Source organism: Microbacterium sp. NPDC078814 (assembly GCF_040702645.1).
Taxonomy (GTDB): Bacteria; Actinomycetota; Actinomycetes; order Actinomycetales; family Microbacteriaceae; genus Microbacterium.
The window spans coordinates 277,773-295,775 of record NZ_JBFBLT010000005.1; the positions used below are offsets into that span (position 1 = coordinate 277,773).

An 18,003-nucleotide genomic window follows, 5' to 3' on the forward strand; every position below is an offset into this window, starting at 1 on the left:
GCTTTCGCCATGCACGAATCCGCAGAGCTGCGCACCGGGGGCGTCGTCGCCGCCGCGCTCGAACTCTTCAGCGCCCAGGGGTTCGACCAGACGTCCGTGGAGCAGATCGCCAAGGCCGCCGGCGTCTCCCGGTCGACCTTCTTCCGGCAGTTCGGCGGCAAGGAGGACGTGGTCTTCGCCGATCACGAGGTCCTGCTGGAGCAGCTCCGCGAGTTCCTCGACGAGGGGCACGACGATCCGTGGGGCGCGGTCTGCGCCGCATCGGAGTCCGTGTTCACGCACTTCGCGAACGACCCGGAGCTCGCGCGACGGCGCTACCAGATCGTGCGGGAGGTGCCGGTGCTCCGCGAACGCGAGATCATCACCGTGTTCCGCTACGAGCGGCTGTTCGACGAGTACCTGCGCAGTGCCCTGCCGGGGGTGGATCCGCTGGACGCGGTGGGCTTCGCCGCGCTCGTGACGGCGGTGCACAACCACGTGCTGCGGCAGCTCCTGCGCGGACGGAAGAAGGTGCCGCTGTCCACCCTCCAGTCCGCGCTCGCGGATGCACGTCGGCGGTACGGCGTGGGCGAGGCCGCCGACGCGGGCGCTCCGGACGATGTGGTCGTGGCGGTCTTCCCCCGGTCGATGCCGATCGCCGAGGTGACCAGGAGGCTCCGCTCCGAGCTCGACTGAGCCGACCGAGGCGGTCGTGGTACCGAGTATCGAGGAGTACGATACCTGGTGTCACGAAGGAGCACCCATGAGCACCGAAGCCTCCCCCTTCCCCGGCGAGCGCGTCTCGTCCTACGACGTCACCGGGCGGCAGGACAGCGACTACTACGCGGTCTTCGCCGACATCCCCGCCGCCGACCGGGAGGCCTGGGACCGCGCGAAGGCGTACGTCGATGAGGTCGCCCCGCAGATGGCCGAGGCGTGGGACCGCGCCGAGTACCCGCTCGACGCCGCACGCCGCATGGGCGAGATGGACCTCGTCGTCGACGGCGTCGACCACCCCGCGCTGACCCGGCTCTCCCCGCTCGCCGCGGGCCTGGTCAACATGGAGATCTCGCGCGGGGACGGCTCCCTCGGCACGATCCTCGCGGTGCAGGGCGGGCTCGCGCTGCGGACGCTCGCGCTGTTCGGCTCGCCCGCCCAGCAGGACCGCTGGCTCACGGCACTCGCCGACGGCACGGTGCTCGGTTCCTTCGCCCTGACCGAGCCCGACCACGGCTCCGACTCCGTCTCGCTGGAGACCGTGGCCCGCCGCGACGGGGACTCCTGGGTGCTCCGCGGTGCCAAGAAGTGGATCGGCAACGGCGCCTCGGGCGGGATCACGTTCGTCTGGGCGCGGGTCGACGACGAGTCCGCCGCCGAGCACGGCGCGGTGCGGTGCTTCCTCGTCGAGCAGGACACCCCCGGATACACCGGCACCGTGATCCGCGGGAAGGCCTCCCTGCGCGCGATCCATCAGGCCCACATCCGCCTGGACGACGTGCGGGTGCCGCGGGACGCGGTGCTGCCGGGGACGAAGAGCTTCAAGGACGCCTCGACCGTGCTGTACGCCACCCGGTCCGGGGTCGCGTGGTCGGCGCTGGGTCACGCGACGGCCTGTTACGAGGCGGCGCTGGCCTACGCGAAGGAGCGTGTGCAGTTCGGCAAGCCGCTCGCGAAGTTCCAGATGGTGCAGGAGCGGCTCACGCACATGCTGGAGGATCTGACGGCGATGCAGCTCTACTGCCGCCGCATGGCCGATCTGGAGCAGGCGGGGGCGCTGCGGCCGACGCAGGCCTCGCTCGCGAAGTTCCACAACACCCGGGCGGCCCGGCGGATCGCCGCGACGGCGCGGGATCTCCTCGGCGGCAACGGCATCCTCCTGGAGAACGGCGTCATGCAGCACCTGGCCGACATCGAGGCCATCCACACCTACGAGGGCACCGAATCCGTGCAGGCGCTGCTGCTCGGCCGCGATATCACCGGGATGAGCGCCTTCGCCTAGCCCTTCGAATCGCTCACTTTGCTGCATTCGGCGGCCGGATGCAGCGAAGTGCGCGACTCGAAGCAGAGGAGACGGTCGCGGTCGTCCCAGGGGTCGACGGGACGGAAGCCGCGGGATGTGTAGAGCCGGATCGCGGCGTCGCGCCAGTCCCAGACCGACAGCCGCACCGCGCCCTCGGCCGCCGCCAGGACGGCGTCGAGCAGCGCGGAGCCGACGCCGCGGCCGCGGACCGCCGGATCCGCCCAGAGCCGCTTGATCTCGGTGTACCCGGCATGCGCAAGCGCGATCACCACGCCGACCGGAGCCCCGGCGAGCTCCGCCACGAGCACCCGTCCGCCGGCGTACGCGGTCGCCGGATCACGGACCTCCGGCCGGTACCGCTCGGGGAGCTCGCTCTCGGGCTCCGCGGGGTCACCCAGGACGTCGTGCTTCTCCTGCTCGGTCTGCCGGAGATACGTCGACACCGCGGCACCGACGAAGGCCGCGTCACCCGGCCACTCCGCCTCGCGGACGGTGACGCCGCGGCGCGACGCGGAGGCGGCGGGCATCAGTCGCAGCCGCAGCCGCCGGCGGGGGTCTTCACCATGAAGCACACGTCGCACACGCCGTAGTCGCGCTCGACGGGCTTCGGAGCCGCGGGCGTGCGGGGAGCGGCGGGGGTGCGCGGCGTCGTGGAGCGCTTGGCCTTGACCGGGGTCTGCGGGGCGAACTCGCTCGGGTGCGTGACGTAGAAGTAGGGCGCGCGCCCCTCGCTGGGCTGCAGGCGGAGGCGGGTGGACCCGACGGTCACGACCTCGTCCTCCGTGAAGCCGTTGGTGTACGTGCGGCCGATGTGCAGCGCCGCCCCCTCGCGGCGGATCGCCTCGATGTAGCGACCGCGGTCGATCAGCGAGGTCACCCCCGCGGCCTCGATGATCTCGGTGATGAACGCGTGGTTCACCGGATCGATGCGATGGGCGCGGAGCGCCTCGGGAAGCGAGCGGTACGGACGGGAGGTGCCGGCGGGGGTCGGGCCCTGGACTTCATTCATCCCTTCCAGGATCGCACGGCGCAACCCCCTCCGCTGACCGCGGGCTCGCGTGCGAGACTGGCCGCATGGCACTCGCGACGATCATCGGATCCGGACCGAACGGCCTCGCCGCCGCCGTCTCCCTGGCCCGCGCCGGCTACCAGGTGCGCGTGCTCGAGGCCGCGGACACGGTGGGAGGCGGCCTGCGCACCCAGGAGGCCACCCTCCCGGGCTTCCGTCATGACGTCTGCTCGGCCGTCCACCCTGCGGCCGTGGCCTCGCCGTTCTTCCGGGCGTTCGGGCTCGACGAGCGGATCGAGTGGATCCGCCCCGAGATCTCGTTCGCCCATCCGCTGGACGGGGGCCGTGCCGCCATCGCCTGGCGCGACATCGAGCGCACCGCGGCCGAGCTCGGCATCGACGGCGACGCGTGGCGGCGCCGGCTCCGCCCCCTCAGCACCCACATCGACGGCGTCACGGACTTCACCGGGAACCAGCTCCTCCGCCTCCCGCACGACCCGGTCACCGCGGTCCGCTACGCGATCCGCATGCTCGACCAGGGCACTCCCCTGGCGCGCGCCGCCTTCCGCACCGAGGAGGCGGCCGCGCTCATGGCGGGAGTCGTCGCGCACGCGAACTCCCCCCAGCCCACGCTCGCGGGGGCTGCGGCCGGGCTCCTGCTGGCCGGACTCGCCCACGCCGGCGGCTGGCCGTACCCCCGCGGCGGCTCGCAGGTGATCGCCGATGCCCTCATCGCCGACCTAGAGGCTCACGGGGGCTCGATCGAGACCGGCACCCGGGTCACCGACCTCGCCGCGCTGGACTGGGGAGACCCGGACCGCGGCGACGTGCTCCTGCTCAACACCTCCCCCCGGCTCGCCCTCACCCACCCGGACATCCCGGCGTCGTATGCCCGTGCGCTCCGCGGCTACCGCTACGGCGCCGCGGCGGCCAAGGTCGACTTCGCGCTCGACGGCCCCATCCCGTGGACGAACGAGCACGTGCGGAGCGCGCCCACCGTGCACGTGGCCGGGACGAGGGACGAGGTGTGGAACAGCGAGAACGCCGTCGCCGTCGGTCGCGTGTCCGAGCGCCCGTACGTCCTGGCCGTCCAGCCGTCGCTCTTCGACCCGACTAGGGCACCCGACGGCAGGTCCGTGCTCTGGGCGTACATCCACGTGCCGAACGGCTCCGACCTCGACCCGACCGAGCTCATCACCGCGCAGGTCGAGCGGTTCGCGCCGGGCTTCCGCGACCGGATCCTCGCCCACCACGCGGTGCCGGCCTCCTCCCGCGAGGCGATCAACCCGGCCGAGATCGGCGGCGACATCTCCGGCGGCGTGTTCGATATGCGTCAGGCCCTGCGCCGCCCCGTCCTCTCCCCCGCGCCGTGGCGCACGCCGATCCCGGGCGTGTACCTCGCGTCGGCCTCCACTCCGCCCGGGCCCGCGGTCAACGGCATGGCCGGGTGGCACGCGGCACACACCGTGCTCCACGATGCCGGCACGCCCGCGGAACTCGACGACCTGTTCGGCTGATCCGGCCCTATCCCCCGCTCGCCGCCCGGTCCAGGATGGGTGCATGCGCTACGAGATCCCGGCCCCTATGCTCGCCAAGGCCGTCGCGGCCGTCCCCGACCCCGACAAGACCCCGGGCGGGCTGCTCTACGAGCCGAAGTGGGACGGGTTCCGGGGGCTCATCGCCTGGGACGGCGAGACGGTCGAGATCGGGTCCCGCGGCGCGAAGCCCCTCACGCGCTACTTCCCGGAGCTCGTCGATGCGATCCCTGAGCTGCTGCCCGTGCCCTGCCTCCTCGACGGCGAGATCGTCGTGGCCACGGGTCCGCACGGCGCGCAGCGTCTGGACTGGGAGGCCCTCAGCCAGCGCATCCACCCGGCCGCCTCCCGGGTCGCGAAGCTCGCCGTCGAGACCCCGGCCCTGTTCATCGCGTTCGACCTGCTCGCCTCCGGTGAGGACGACCTGCGCGACCAGTCGTTCGAGACGCGGCGGGCCCGGCTGGAGACGCTCATGGAGTCCGTGGAGCACCCGCTGCACCTGACCAGGACCACCCGCGACCGTGACGCCGCCGTCCGCTGGCTCCAGGAGTTCGAGGGCGCGGGGCTCGACGGCGTCGTGGCCAAACCGCTGGCGCAGCCGTACGCACCGGGGAAGCGCACCCTCTTCAAGATCAAGCACGCGCGGACCGCCGACGTCGTCGCCCTCGGCTACCGCATCCACAAGTCCGGCACCGGGGTCGGGTCGCTGCTCGTCGGGCTCTACGACGCCGAGGGGACCCTGCGTCAGGTCGGCGGCGTCGCGGCATGGAGCGACGCGAAGCGGAAGCAGCTCGTGGAGGAGCTCGCACCGTTGGTCGAGCGTGACGAGGACGGCGCGGCGGTGACCGGCGAGGGCGAGCGCTCGCGGTTCAGCGGGTCGAAGGATGTCTCGTTCGTGCGGCTGCGTCCCGAGCGGGTGCTGGAGGTGCGGTACGACCAGCTCGAGGGCGCCCGCTTCCGTCACACCGTGCAGTTCGAGCGGTGGCGGCCAGACCGCGACGCCCGCTCCTGCACGTACGACCAGCTCGACACCGTCGAGGGCTACGACCTCGCCGACGTCCTGAGCTGAGCCCGCTCAGTCGTCGACGGGGTTGCCGTCGGCGTCCCAGTTCGCGGCGTTCTTCTTGCTCGGCTGCACGCGCGGCGGCTCGCCCGGCATCTTCGGGAACTCCGGCGGGAAGGGCAGCTCCCCGAGGCCGTTCGCCGTGTCGCGCTCCCACCACTCCAGGAGCGTGTCGATGCGCCCGGGCTTCGCCTGCATGTCGGCCCACGGGTCGCCGACCTCTTCGAGCCGCTGCGGGATGCTCCGCACGGTGAAGGCGCGCGGGTCGAGATCGTCGAGCTCCTCCCAGTGCACGGGCGTCGCGACGGTCGCACCGGGGAGGGCACGCGGACTGTACGCGCCGGCCATCGTGCGGTCGCGGTTGGCCTGATTGAAGTCGACGAAGAGGCGCTCGCCGCGCTCCTCCTTCCACCAGTTCGTCGTGACCCGGTCCGGCATCCGGCGCTCGAGCTCCCGGCCGGCGGCGATCACGGCATGCCGCACGTCGAGGAACTCGTGGGTGGGCTCGATCGGGGCGAAGACGTGCAGGCCCCGGTTGCCGCTCGTCTTCGCGAACGCCTCGAGGCCGGCCTCCCGCAGCACCTCCCGCAGGGCGTGGGCCGCGGGGACGGCCTCGGCGAAGCCGGTGCCCGGCTGCGGGTCGAGGTCGATCCGCAGCTCGACAGGGTTGTCGGAATCGGTCGCCAACGACGCCCAGGGATGGAAGACGATGGTGTTCATCTGCACCGCCCACACGATCGCGCTGGTGCGGTTCAGGACGATCTGAGGATGGCGGCGGCCGCTGTTGTACGTGACCGTGACGGCGTCGACGAAGTCCGGAGTGCCCTTGGGCGGGTTCTTCGAGAAGAAGCCCTCCGGCCGTGGTCCTCCGGCGGTCCCCACGCCGTCCCGGAAGCGCTCCAGGGACACCGGCCGGTTGCCGTTCGCCGCGAGGAACGGCACCGACACGAGCTGCACGTACTCGGCGAGTTCGGCCTTGGTGATGCCGAGGTCGGGCCAGACGACCCGGTTCGGGCTGGAGAGCGCGACCTCACGCTCTCCATCGGTGTCGGCGACGGTCAGGGTCACGCGTTCAGAGGCCATGCTCCGACCCTAGGGCGCGGTCAGGACCCGCGGAACCCCCGGCGACTCCGGGTGCGCGCGCCGTCAGTCCTCGATCCGCACCGCGCGCACGAGCACCGGCGCGAGGGCGTCGCGCTCCACCACCATGGAGGGCCCTGCGGAGTCGATGATGACGCCGGCCATCTCGGAGTGGCTCGACAGCACCTTCGCGAGCTGGTCCGGCTCGAACGGCAGCGGGCGATCGCCCCGGCCGAGCGCGATGACCTCCAGCGGGTGCGAGAAGAGCTGGAGGAAGCGGCGGCCGTCGGCGGTCTGCGCCTCGGCGATGCCGACCTGCCCGGTTCCGGATCCGTCGTTCACGGCCACCCACATGCGCGTTGTGGCGAGAGCCTCGCCCACCTTGGCGGGCGAGTCCTGCTCCCGCGGTGCCGCGAGCAGAGACTTCACGGTCATGTCGACGTCGGCCTGCTCGAGCGTCTTCTGCAGGAGCTCGGTGGGGAACACCACACGATGCGGCGCGGACGCGTTGTCGATGATGAGACCTGCGAAGTCGCCGGAGACGACCTGCTGCATCACCGAGGTCGTCGGCTGGGCGACAGCGGAGGTCGCGGACGGATCGGCTTCGAGCTGCACGGAATCCCGGACGGCGGCCGCCGAGCTGAACGCCAGCATGAACTGGCGCTCCCCGTCGCGGACCACGGCGACGGCGAGCGGCTTGCCCTCGCTGATCTGTGCGCGGGCATCGCCATTCACGCGGATGTAGAGGTGCCCCTGGAGAGCCTGGCGGAGCACCCCGAGGAGCTGCTCGTTCGAGGCCCCCGCCTCGATCTGCGCCAGGGACTCGCGCAGGAGGACGTTGTCCTTCATCCCCGCCACGGTCTCGGTCTGCTCCGGCGGGAGCGCGGGAGCGAGCGGGAGCTTCCGCTCGGCCGGCCGTGCCGCGGGCTCCGCGGTGGAGCTCGGCGGCGTCGGCGCTGCAGCGGGCGCTGCGGCTGCCGCTGCGGCCTCCGGATCCGGAAGCGCGACCTCGGGCCCGGCTTCGGCGCCGACACCGCGGAACGCCTGCACCGAGATGCCGACGGTGGGCGAGGCCTCGGCCGTCGACGCCTCCGACTCCTCGGTCGCCGTGCTCGCGTCCTCCTCGCTCTCGGTGGCCGGAGCGGCGGAGGGGGCGGGAGCGACGGCGTCGTCGCCGGACTTCTTGCGGCGGGAGAAGAGGGCCATGGGAGCCAGCCTAACCGTGTCTCCCCGCCCTCTCCGCCGCGACGTCAGAGCTTCTGGATCGGGGCGACCTTGATGAGCAGCTTCTTCTGCCCTGCCGTGTCGAACCGGACATGGGCGATGCGCTTGGCGCCTTCGCCCGTGACGGCGTCGACCCTCCCCTCGCCGAAGTCGTCGTGCCGGATGCGGTCGCCGGCGGCGAGCTCGAGGTCGCCGTTGTCGCGCATCTTGGCGGTGACGCGGTTGGGGATCTTGTCCATCGCCGTGGAGAGCGGCTTGAGGGACTCGCGGGGCAGGGCCTTCACGCCGAAGCGGTCGCCGGACCCTCCAGAGCGACGGGCGTTCAGCGCACGCGACTGCATGCCCCCGCGGGAGTTCACGTCGCCCGGGGACTGCCGCCAGTCGATGAGGGAGGCCGGGATCTCCTGCAGGAACCGGCTGGGCATGGCGACCGTCACCTCGCCGAACTGCGCGCGGGTCATGGCCAGGGACAGATGCAGGCGCTTGCGGGCGCGGGTGATGCCCACGTAGAACAGGCGCCGCTCCTCCTGCGGGCCGCCGGGCTCACCCGCCGAGATGCGGTGCGGGATGAGGTCTTCCTCGACGCCGGTGACGAAGACCGCGTCGTACTCCAGGCCCTTGGCGGTGTGCATCGTCATGAGCGAGACCGATCCGGACTCGTCGTCGAGGTCGTCCGCGTCGGAGACCAGCGCGACCTCGGTGAGGAAGTCGGTGATGGTGCCCTCGGGGTTGTTGCGCGCGAAGTCGCGGGTCACCGCCACGAACTCGTCGAGGTTCTCCACGCGGGCCTCGTCCTGCGGATCGCGGCTGGCGCGCAGCGCGTCGAGGTAGCCGCTCTTGGAGAGCAGCAGGCTGAGCCCGTCCGCCACGGAGGTGGGCGGCGGCACCTCGCCCGTCGGCGGCAGCATGATCGCGGTCGCCTCGGCGAGCACGGCGTCGAGCTGGGCGATGGCGGCCTGGATCTTCGGGCCGACGCCGAGCTGGCCCGGAAGCGACAGGGCGTCGCGGAAGGAGATGCCGTGCTCCTCGGCGAAGCGGGCGATGGCGGTCTCGGTGACGTCGCCGATGCCGCGCCGCGGCTTGTTGAGGATGCGGCGCACCGCCATCTCGTCGGCGGGGTTGGCGACCGCCACGAGATAGGCCAGCGCGTCCTTGATCTCGGCGCGCTCGTAGAACTTCGTGCCGCCCATGATCTTGTAGGGCACGGCCGAGCGGATGAAGATCTCCTCCAGCGCGCGGGACTGCGAGTTCGTGCGGTAGAAGACGGCCATCTCCGAGTACGGCATGCCCTTGCGGTGCAGGGCCTCGATCTCGTCGGCGACGAACTGGGCCTCGTCGTGCTGCGAGTAGCCGGTGAAGCCGATGATCTTGTCGCCCTCGCCGCGGTCGCTCCAGAGCTTCTTGTCCTTGCGGTCGAAGTTGTTGCCGATGACGGCGTTCGCCGCGGAGAGGATGTTCTGCGTCGAGCGGTAGTTCTGCTCGAGGAGCACGACCTTCGCCCCCGGGAAGTCGCGCTCGAACTCGCTGATGTTGCGGATGTCCGCGCCGCGGAAGGCGTAGATCGACTGATCCGAGTCGCCGACCACCGTCAGCGACGCCCCGGCCTCACCGGCGCCCGGCGCCGGCTCGGGGTCGGGCTCGAAGATCATCATGCCGTTGGAGGCGTAGGGCTCGGGGGTCGCGCCGACGCCGGACACCGGACGGGTGAGCTCGTGGATGAGCGCGTACTGCGCGTGGTTGGTGTCCTGGTACTCGTCGACGAGGATGTGCCGGAAGCGGCGGCGGTAGGTGTCGGCGACCTGGGGGAACGCCCGGAACAGGTAGACCGTCTGCCCGATGAGGTCGTCGAAGTCGAAGGCGTTGGCCTTCTGGAGCTGGCGCTGGTAGTCGGCGAAGACCTCGACGAAGACGCGCTCGGCCGGGTCGCTCATGTTGGCCTGTCGCGCGTAGGACTCGGCATCGGAGAGCTCGTTCTTGAGCTTGGAGATGCGCCCCTGGACCGCCGCCGGGGTGAGCCCGTAGGCGTCGGCCTCGTGCTCCTTGACCAGCCGCTTGAGGAGGGCGCGGGAGTCTCCGGAGTCGTAGATGGTGAAGTTCTTGGTGAACCCGAACTGCTGCGCCTCGCGGCGGAGGATCCGCACGCACGCGGAGTGGAATGTGGAGATCCACATGCCGCGCGCGGCGTCGCCGATGAGCCCCTCGACGCGCTCGCGCATCTCGCCGGCGGCCTTGTTGGTGAAGGTGATGGCGAGGATCTGGCTCGGCCACGCCTCGCGGCTGCGCAGGAGCGAGGCGATGCGGCGCGTGAGCACGCTCGTCTTGCCCGAGCCGGCACCGGCGACGATGAGCAGCGCGGGGCCGCGATACGTGACGGCCTCGAGCTGCTGGGGGTTGAGGCCGGCGAGGAGGTCGTCCTGCGCGGGGGCGCCGGAGGACTGCGGGCCGACGGATCCGGGGACGATGAGAGGGGCTTCGGTCATGACCTCTCGAGTCTAGGCGGCGGCACCGACATCGAGGTCCCGGCCTAACGGGGCTCGAGCGCCAGACGCCCCGCCAGCAGCACATAGGTCGCCGCGAAGGAGCGCCGCAGCCACGCCATCACCTTCGGCCGGGTGAGGACGCGCGTGCGCATGGTCGCCGCGAAGATCCCGTACGCGGCGAACACGACGAAGGTGACCGCCATGAAGACCAGGCTCAACACGATCATCTGCGCCGTGGCTCCGGTGCCTCCGGCGGCGACGAACTGCGGCAGGAAGGCGAAGAAGAAGATGGTCAGCTTCGGGTTCAGGAGGTTGAGGAGGACCGCGGTGCGGATGATCCGCCACGACGACACGGGCACGGCGTCCCCCTCCGCCGGCATCAGCGCAGTGTCCCGCAACGTCCGCCATGCGAGGTACAGCAGGTAGGCGACACCGAACCACTTGATGACCTCGAACGCGACGGCGGAGGCGTGCAGGATCGCGGCCAGACCGGTGATCGCGGCGATCATGTGCGGGACGACCCCCAGCGTGCAGCCGAGGGCGGCGACGACGCCGGCCCTCGCCCCCTGGGAGATCCCGATCGCCACCGAGTACACCGCCCCGGTTCCCGGGGTGGCGACGACCACCAGGGTCGTGAGGAGGAATGCGATGCTCATGCGGCCCTTCCGTCGCGGCGGTCGGTCCGCGTGACATGTCTGCCGGCTCGACGCATGATGCGCATCCCCCCTCTTCCGCTCAGGCGATCCGCGTGCCGGGCGGCAGCCGCCGCGCGGGCGTCCGGGTGCGGGCCCATGCTCCCGCGAACAGCGCCCCGGCGAGCACGACCTGCACGCCGAGCCCGACGAACCAGCTCGGCACGGTCTCGTCGATCACCTCCTCGGCGGTCTGGGAGCCGCTCTCCGGATCGCAGTCGTCCCAGCGCTGCTCCAGCGGCGAGAGCTGCGCGCTGCGGACGCCCCACTTGATCTGCCCGTAGAGGTCGACCGGGTAGCCGTCCTTGCTGAACTCGGTGGGGGTCGCGTCGGCGAGCACGACGAACGGGTTGGCGGCGAGCGCCCACCACACGAGGTCGAACCGCGGCGCCTCGTACGTGTAGCTCTCCCAGCTCTCGCAGTCCACGTTGCCGTTGTTGTCGTAGGGGCGGCTGTAACTGGTCGCCTCGCTGCGCACGGCCAGGCCGCCGAGCGCGAAGACGATGATCGTGCCGATGACGAGTGCCGAGACCACGAGGTAGGTGGACGCGACGGAGAACAGCGGGCGGGCGATGAGGCCGCTCAGCCCCACGCCGATCGCGGCGACGATGACGATCTCGGCGGCGAGGATGAGCAGCGCCACGAACAGCACGATCGGATCGGTCCCGCCCGCCAGCAGCGACGCCGCGAGGAAGGGAACCGCCACCAGGAGGAACGCGCCGCCCGTCGCGATCGCCGCGAGCAGCTTGCCCAGCATGATGTCGCCGGTCGACGCCGCGGTGACCTGGATCGGCGCGAGCGTGGCCGCCTCCCGGTCGCCGTTGATCGCGTTGCCGCTGAGCGTCGGCGAGACGAGCACGACGAGCAGCAGCACCACGTTGACGACGATGGACGATACGCCCGCCCCGACGTCCTCCCCCCAGGAGTACACGGCGAACGACAGGCCGGTGACGCCGAGAAGCACCAGCGCGAAGACGCCGAGAAGCACGTACCAGCCGACGCTCCGCAGCCGCTGGGTCAGTTCCAGGCGCGCGATGACGCCGATGTTCGCGAGGCTCATGCTCCCGCCTCCGTTCCGTGGGGTGCCGCAGGCGGCGGGGGCGGCGGGGTCGTCCCCGCGGGCGGCTGCGGGTGCCGGAGTGCGAGGAACGTGTGCTCCAGATCGCTCTGCGCGGGTGCGAACTCCGCGACCGGCAGCCCCGCCTCCACGAGGAGACGCAGCGACCGGGCGGCGGCGTCCTCCCCGGGGAAGCCGACGAGGACGGCGCCGCGGTCCACGGCGAGAGACTCGGGCGCCAGCCCGAGAGTCGACGCGACCTGCCACGTGTCCGCGTTCAGGCGCTCCGCGGCGGCACCGGCGAGCCGCACCCGCCAGGCGCGGACCGTGCTCTGCGCCGGAGCGGCATCCACCACGGCCCCGCCGACGAGGAAGACGGCGTCGTCGACGACCTCTTCCAGCTCGGACAGCACGTGGCTGGAGATGAGGACCGTGCGCCCTTCGGCCGCGAAGCGGCGCAGCAGCACCCGCAGCTGCACGCGGGCCTCGGGATCGAGGCCCGACGCCGGCTCGTCGAGAAGCAGCACCTGCGGGTCGTGAACGAGAGCGCGGGCCAGGCCGAGCTTCTGCTTCTGCCCCCGGGAGAGCACCTTCGCGGCGGAGTCCGCGAGTTCTCCCAGGCCGACGAGACCGAGGAGGTGCTGCGCCCGCCGCTCCGCGTCCGCGCGGTCGATCCCGTAGAGGCGGGCCGTGGTCACGATGGTCTCGCGGGCTGTGAGGGAGGGCCAGGCGCCGAGCGCATCCGGCATCCACCCCAGCACGCGACGCGCGGCGAGCGGATCGGCTTCGGGGTCGATGCCGCCGATGCGGATCGAGCCACTGTCGGGGGCGAGCAACGAGGCGAGCATCAGAAGCAGCGTCGTCTTGCCCGCGCCGTTCGGGCCCACCAGGCCCGTCACCCTTCCCGCCTCTGCGCGCAGCGTGGCCCCTCGCACGGCCTGCACGTCCCCGAACGCCCTGCTGACGTCGTCCACCACTATTCCGGTCATGCGGTCAGTCTGGCATCGCCGGGCGCGAGCGCCGGGGACCTCCGGGCTGATGCCCAGCCGCGCCGCCCCGCGGGTGACACAATCGCTGTATGCGCACGATCCTCAACATCATCTGGGTCATCCTCGCGGGCTGGGCGCTCTTCCTCGGCTACGTGCTGGCCGGCCTGCTGCTGTGCATCCCGATCATCACGATCCCGTGGGCCATCGCGTCCTTCCGCATCGCCGCCTACGCCATCTGGCCGTTCGGCCGCGAGGTCGTCAGCAAGCCGACGGCCGGCGTCGGCTCGTTCCTCGGGAACGTGCTCTGGGTCATCCTCGCGGGGTGGTGGCTCGCGCTCGGCCACATCGTGTCGGGACTGGCACTGTGCATCACCATCATCGGCATCCCGATGGGCATCGCCGACTTCAAGATGGTCCCGGTGTCGCTCATGCCGCTCGGCAAGGAGATCGTCTCCACCCGTCAGGGCGCGTTCGACCGCACGCTCTGACCCCGACGGGTCAACTGCGGAAGAACGCCACGCCGAGATCGGGGTGGTCGACGAAGACGCCGTCCACGCCCTGCCGGGCGATCGCGCCCCACTCGGCCTCGTAGTGCCCGAAAGCGCTCTTGCCTCCCGGACCGCGGTAGGGCGCCGCGAGGAAGGCGTTCTCCGGACGGCAGGTCCAGGTGAAGACGGTCAGGCCGCGAGCATGGGCATCGGCGACCAGCGTCGTGCCCGGCACCAGGAGCATCTTCTTGTCGACGCTGATCCCGTCGACCTGACCGACGAGGCGGTCCAGATTCCCGGGGGTCACGGTCTCCGGGTAGCTCAGGGCCTTCGACCCCTCGGCGACGAGCAGGTCGTACGGCTGTCCCGCCGCCTCGATGAGGTAGACGAAGCTCGCGTCGACGCCCGCGGCGCGGAGCTGCCCGAGCACGGTCGACTCGAAGCTCTCCACGATCAGCGGCAGCTCCCCCGCCGCCCATCCGGCGTCGCGCAGCTCCCGCGCGATGAGGGGCGCGAGGCCGAGTCCGATGCTCGCGAAATGCGTGGCGTGCTTCACCTCGAGCACGACGCCGATCGGGCGACTCTGCTCCTGCGCGGCCGCCCGCACGAGGTCGAGGACGTCGCGCAGGCGCAGGATGGGTTCCGTGCCGTCGAAGGAGGCGCTGGACGCCCGGAGCTTCGGCAGCCGTTCCCGGCAGCGCAGCGTGGACAGCTCCGCCCAGGTGAAGTCCTCCGTGAACCAGCCGGTCAGTGCGGCACCGTCCACGCGCCTCGTCGTGCGGCGATCCGCGAACTCCGGGTGATCGGCGACGTCCGTGGTGCCGGAGATCTCGTTCTCGTGCCGCACGACCAGGACACCGTCTTGGGTGGCGACCACGTCCGGCTCGACCGCGTCGACCCCCATCGCGAGAGCGAGCTCGTAGGACGAACGGGTGTGCTCCGGTCGGTGGCCCGGGGCACCGCGATGCCCAATGACGAGCGGAGATTTGCTGGGCACGCTCACAGCGTAAGGCACCCCGGGAGTGTCGCCTCACGGGTATCGTGGAGGAAAGCGACCTACGACCCCCCTTTTGGAGTGAGGCCCACCTGATGAGCAACTTCGCTTTCAACAATCCTGCTTTCCAGCAGCAGGACCCGCGCAACGTCGCGACCTACCCGGGTGCGCCCCAGGGCGCTCAGGGCGCGCAGGCCGCGTCGCTCCAGCACGGCGCGATGGATGCCGCCGCCAACGCGCAGCTCGAGGGCATGTACGCCGCTCCCGCCGCAGGCGCCCTCGAGACCGACCGGATGTCCGTCGAGGACACCGTGTGGAAGACCGCCGGCCTCTTCGGCATCCTCCTCGTCACCGCCGTCGTCGGCTGGGTGCTGACGCTCGGCGGCCTCGACGTGCCGCGCTACGACCCGTACAACCCCGCTGCCGTCAACGTGCTGCCCTGGGCCCTCGGGGCGCTCGGCGGCTTCGTGCTGGCGATGGTCATCACCTTCACCTCGCGCAAGAAGGTCCGCCCCGCGCTGATCTTCGCCTACGCGGCCTTCGAGGGTCTCTTCATCGGCGGCATCTCGGCGTTCTTCGAGGTCCGTTGGCCCGGCATCGTCTTCCAGGCGACGCTCGCCACCGTCTCGGTCGTCGGCGTGACCCTCGCCCTCTTCGCGAGCGGCAAGATCCGCGCCTCGAAGAAGGCGACCAAGATCTTCATGATCGCGATGATCGGCTACCTGGTCTTCTCGCTCCTGAACCTCGTCCTCATGTGGACGGGTGTCAACACCAACGCCTTCGGGCTGTTCAGCCAGGAGATCATGGGCATCCCGCTCGGCCTCATCATCGGCGTCCTCGTCGTGATCATGGCAGCGTACTCGCTGGTGCTCGACTTCGACCAGATCCAGCAGGGCGTGCGCAACGGCGCTCCCCGCAAGTACGGCTGGCTCGGCGGCTTCGGCATCATGGTCACGGTCGTCTGGCTCTACGTCGAGATCCTGCGGATCATCGCGATCGCCCGCGGCAACAACTGACCCGATCCGTCGCGACCAGAGGCCCGTCTCCCTGGGGAGGCGGGCCTCTTGCCATATCCGGGAGGGAGCGCGCAAGGGGTTGGCACGCGATTCCGCGGCCGGGCACAGTAGGTGTCACGAGGCCCCGGCACCCCGGGGCTCCTGACCCAAGGAGCTGACCATGAGTTTTCTCGGCTTTCTTCTTCTCGGCCTCATCGCCGGAGCCATCGCGAAGCTGATCCTGCCCGGCAAGCAGGGCGGCGGATGGTTCATCACCCTGCTGCTCGGCGTCGTCGGCGCCCTGCTCGGCGGCTGGCTCGGCAGCCTGATCCTCAACCGTCCGCTCACCGAGTTCTGGGACCTCGGCACCTGGCTCCTCGCCATCGGCGGTTCCATCATCGTGCTGCTGATCTACGGTCTCATCGCCGGCCGCAGCCAGCGGGTCAACGACTGACGCAGACCCCACTCGACGCGCTCCGCGTCACCCACGCCCGTCCCTCACGGCTGCGAGAGCATCCGTGAGGGGCGGGTCTTTTCGTGCCGCAGACGGTCAGCGCTCGGCACCGCGCGCCTTGCGCTCCAGGAGCTCGCGCTCGCGGTCGTTGCCCGCCAGTGCCGCGGCGGTCGCGAACTCGCCGCGCGCCTCGCTCTCCCGGCCGAGTCGGCGCAGCAGCTCGCCCCGGGTCGCGGGGAGCAGGTGGTACCCGCGCAGCGCGCCGGACCCGGCCAGGTCGTCGAGCAGCCGCAGGGCGGAGGCGGGCCCGGTGGCCATGGCCACGGCGGCCGCGCGATTCAGCTCCACCACCGGGGACGGGGTGAGCCGGCCCAGCGCCTCGTAGAGGACGACGATGCGGTCCCAGTCGGTCTCCTTCACGGACGGCGCGACGGCATGGCATTCGGCGATGGCGGCCTGCAGACTGTAAGGCCCGCGTCCGCGGCCGAGTCCGTCCGCCCGCGCCAGGGCTGCTCTCCCCCGCGCGATGCGGCTGCGGTCCCACCGCCGACGGTCCTGATCGGCGAGCAGCACCGGGTCGCCGTTCCGGTCGGTCCGCGCCGGGAAACGTGCGGCCGTGAGCTCCAGGAGCGCGAGCAGGCCGTGCACCTCCGGTTCCCGGGGCTGCAGCGCGGCGAGCACCCTGGCGAGCCGGATGGCCTCGTCGCTCAGCTCCGGCCGCATCCACTCCGGACCGCTGCTGGCCGCGTGCGCTTCGTTGAAGATGAGATAGAGCACCCCGAGGACCGCGCCGAGCCGCGCCGCATGCTCCTCCCGCGGTGGCACCTCGAACGGCGCGTGCGCGGCCGCCAGCGTCTTCTTCGCGCGCACGATCCGCTGTTGCACGGTCGCCGTGGGGACGAGGAAGGCGCGGGCGATCTCCTCACTCGTCAGACCGCCCACGACCCGCAGCGTGAGCGCGACCTGCGCCTCCCGGGAGAGGACCGGGTGGCACGCGATGAAGAGGAGGCGCAGCACATCGTCGTCCACGGCATCCGGGTCCCACGGCAGCTCGTGCCCCTGCGCCTGCTCCTGTTCCAGGTCGTGCGCGATCAGCGCCAGACGGTCGTCCAGCCGCTCGCGGCGGCGCCATCCGTCCACCGCCTTCCGCTTCGCCACGGCCGTCAGCCACGCGGCGGGATTCTGCGGCACGCCCTCGGCGGGCCATTGCCGCAGCGCGGCGACCAGGGCCTCCTGCGCGAGATCTTCTGCCAGGCCGAAGTCGCCGACCATCCGCGTCAGTGCGCCGACGATGCGCGCGGACTCGATGCGCCACACGGCCGCGACCGCGCGCTCGGCCGCCTCCTGCGCAGAGGCGGCCGAGGTCGTCGCGGGGTCCGGGGAGCCGTCCATCAGCGGACGGGGGTCACGCCTGCTCGGCGCGGCGGGCCTGCTCCTCCCGCCAGCCCGCCTCCTTCTCGATCCACTCGTTGTCGGCGGGGAAGTCCTCCGGGCCGGTCACCCGGCGCACCTCGAGGAACGATCCCGGTCCGAGCGGCGCCCGGCTCGCCCATTCCGCGGCCTCCTCGCGCGAGGAGACCTCGATGATCCAGAAGCCGTTGAAGAGCTCCTTCGTCTCCCCGTAGGGGCCGTCCGTGATGAGCGGCTTCTCGGCGCTGAAGTCGACGACGAAGCCCTCCGCCGCGTCGGTCAGGCCCTCTCCGGCGACGAGGACGCCCGCCTTCATCATCGACTCGTTGTAGCGGCCCATCGCTTCGATGACCTGCTCGAAGGGCATCTCCTGATAGGCCGCCACCGCGTCGTCGGTCGCGCGCATGATGAGCATGAACTTCATGATGTTCTCCTTGTTCCGAAGGGCCGTTCCTCGACCCTCTCATCACAGACGTCGAACGGGAACGGCGGAGATCGACATCGGGGCGAAAATTCCTCGCGGTCTTCTGCCGA

18 protein-coding genes are annotated in these 18,003 nt (G+C 71.4%); 7 read left to right on the plus strand and 11 right to left on the minus strand.

Annotated features, from left to right (window positions below):
- The first annotated feature begins 9 nt into the window (after nucleotides 1-9).
- Together AB0300_RS12085 and AB0300_RS12090 are read left to right on the plus strand one after the other, a co-directional pair.
- Nucleotides 10-675 (plus strand): TetR family transcriptional regulator, encoded by a 666-nt coding sequence (locus tag AB0300_RS12085; protein ID WP_025103770.1) that lies wholly within the window; start codon nucleotides 10-12, stop codon nucleotides 673-675.
- Nucleotides 676-742: 67 nt separating this feature from the next.
- Nucleotides 743-1,978, plus strand: a complete 1,236-nt coding sequence (locus tag AB0300_RS12090) for an acyl-CoA dehydrogenase family protein (protein WP_249520975.1) — start codon at nucleotides 743-745, stop codon at nucleotides 1,976-1,978.
- Here the strand turns inward: AB0300_RS12090 and AB0300_RS12095 are convergent.
- Both AB0300_RS12095 and AB0300_RS12100 read right to left on the minus strand, forming a co-directional pair.
- Entirely contained in the window at nucleotides 1,975-2,526 is a 552-nt protein-coding gene (locus AB0300_RS12095) for a GNAT family N-acetyltransferase (protein ID WP_366216088.1), read from the minus strand. The two genes, AB0300_RS12090 and AB0300_RS12095, sit on opposite strands and share 4 nt — an antisense overlap.
- Nucleotides 2,526-3,008: a hypothetical protein gene (locus tag AB0300_RS12100; RefSeq protein WP_366216089.1), complete on the minus strand. Its 483-nt coding sequence runs from the start codon at nucleotides 3,006-3,008 to the stop codon at nucleotides 2,526-2,528. The genes AB0300_RS12095 and AB0300_RS12100 overlap by 1 nt, the downstream gene beginning before the upstream one ends.
- Before the next feature lie 65 nt (nucleotides 3,009-3,073).
- Here AB0300_RS12100 and AB0300_RS12105 point away from each other — a divergent pair, with 65 nt between their 5' ends.
- A complete protein-coding gene (locus tag AB0300_RS12105; protein WP_366216090.1) occupies nucleotides 3,074-4,525 on the plus strand; it encodes an NAD(P)/FAD-dependent oxidoreductase in 1,452 nt (483 codons plus the stop codon).
- Between the two features lie 43 nt (nucleotides 4,526-4,568).
- Nucleotides 4,569-5,612: an ATP-dependent DNA ligase gene (locus AB0300_RS12110; RefSeq protein WP_025103765.1), complete on the plus strand. Its 1,044-nt coding sequence runs from the start codon at nucleotides 4,569-4,571 to the stop codon at nucleotides 5,610-5,612.
- 6 nt (nucleotides 5,613-5,618) lie between these two features.
- Here the strand turns inward: AB0300_RS12110 and ligD are convergent, their stop codons facing one another.
- From ligD to AB0300_RS12140, 6 genes are all read right to left on the minus strand, one after another.
- Complete coding sequence (ligD, locus tag AB0300_RS12115) at nucleotides 5,619-6,689, minus strand: non-homologous end-joining DNA ligase (protein ID WP_025103764.1); 1,071 nt, start codon at nucleotides 6,687-6,689, stop codon at nucleotides 5,619-5,621.
- Between the two features lie 63 nt (nucleotides 6,690-6,752).
- Nucleotides 6,753-7,892, minus strand: a complete 1,140-nt coding sequence (locus tag AB0300_RS12120) for an SseB family protein (protein ID WP_338565571.1) — start codon at nucleotides 7,890-7,892, stop codon at nucleotides 6,753-6,755.
- A 44-nt stretch (nucleotides 7,893-7,936) separates the two neighbouring features.
- Nucleotides 7,937-10,390: a UvrD-helicase domain-containing protein gene (locus AB0300_RS12125; protein ID WP_303708610.1), complete on the minus strand. Its 2,454-nt coding sequence runs from the start codon at nucleotides 10,388-10,390 to the stop codon at nucleotides 7,937-7,939.
- 44 nt (nucleotides 10,391-10,434) lie between these two features.
- Nucleotides 10,435-11,046, minus strand: coding sequence for a LysE family translocator (locus AB0300_RS12130; protein WP_126894122.1), 612 nt, complete (start codon nucleotides 11,044-11,046; stop codon nucleotides 10,435-10,437).
- A 79-nt stretch (nucleotides 11,047-11,125) separates the two neighbouring features.
- Nucleotides 11,126-12,142, minus strand: a complete 1,017-nt coding sequence (locus AB0300_RS12135) for an ABC transporter permease (protein WP_366216091.1) — start codon at nucleotides 12,140-12,142, stop codon at nucleotides 11,126-11,128.
- The gene (locus AB0300_RS12140; protein WP_366216092.1) at nucleotides 12,139-13,128 is read right to left on the minus strand and encodes an ABC transporter ATP-binding protein; all 990 of its coding nucleotides are present in this window, start codon (nucleotides 13,126-13,128) and stop codon (nucleotides 12,139-12,141) included. Before AB0300_RS12140 ends, AB0300_RS12135 begins: the two co-directional genes overlap by 4 nt.
- Before the next feature lie 89 nt (nucleotides 13,129-13,217).
- Between AB0300_RS12140 and AB0300_RS12145 the strand changes: the two genes are divergently transcribed.
- Nucleotides 13,218-13,616: a YccF domain-containing protein gene (locus AB0300_RS12145; RefSeq protein ID WP_060922036.1), complete on the plus strand. Its 399-nt coding sequence runs from the start codon at nucleotides 13,218-13,220 to the stop codon at nucleotides 13,614-13,616.
- A 10-nt stretch (nucleotides 13,617-13,626) separates the two neighbouring features.
- Here the strand turns inward: AB0300_RS12145 and AB0300_RS12150 are convergent, their stop codons facing one another.
- Nucleotides 13,627-14,613, minus strand: a complete 987-nt coding sequence (locus tag AB0300_RS12150) for a glycerophosphodiester phosphodiesterase family protein (protein ID WP_366216093.1) — start codon at nucleotides 14,611-14,613, stop codon at nucleotides 13,627-13,629.
- Between the two features lie 92 nt (nucleotides 14,614-14,705).
- Here AB0300_RS12150 and AB0300_RS12155 point away from each other — a divergent pair, with 92 nt between their 5' ends.
- Entirely contained in the window at nucleotides 14,706-15,626 is a 921-nt protein-coding gene (locus AB0300_RS12155; protein WP_025103756.1) for a Bax inhibitor-1/YccA family protein, read from the plus strand.
- 160 nt (nucleotides 15,627-15,786) lie between these two features.
- Complete coding sequence (locus tag AB0300_RS12160) at nucleotides 15,787-16,059, plus strand: GlsB/YeaQ/YmgE family stress response membrane protein (RefSeq protein ID WP_187663444.1); 273 nt, start codon at nucleotides 15,787-15,789, stop codon at nucleotides 16,057-16,059.
- A gap of 96 nt (nucleotides 16,060-16,155) precedes the next feature.
- Here the strand turns inward: AB0300_RS12160 and AB0300_RS12165 are convergent, their stop codons facing one another.
- Together AB0300_RS12165 and AB0300_RS12170 are read right to left on the minus strand one after the other, a co-directional pair.
- On the minus strand, nucleotides 16,156-17,451 hold the full coding sequence (locus AB0300_RS12165) for a sigma-70 family RNA polymerase sigma factor (RefSeq protein ID WP_366216094.1): 1,296 nt from the start codon (nucleotides 17,449-17,451) through the stop codon (nucleotides 16,156-16,158).
- Between the two features lie 13 nt (nucleotides 17,452-17,464).
- Complete coding sequence (locus tag AB0300_RS12170; protein WP_025103753.1) at nucleotides 17,465-17,893, minus strand: YciI family protein; 429 nt, start codon at nucleotides 17,891-17,893, stop codon at nucleotides 17,465-17,467.
- Nucleotides 17,894-18,003: the final 110 nt, after the last annotated feature.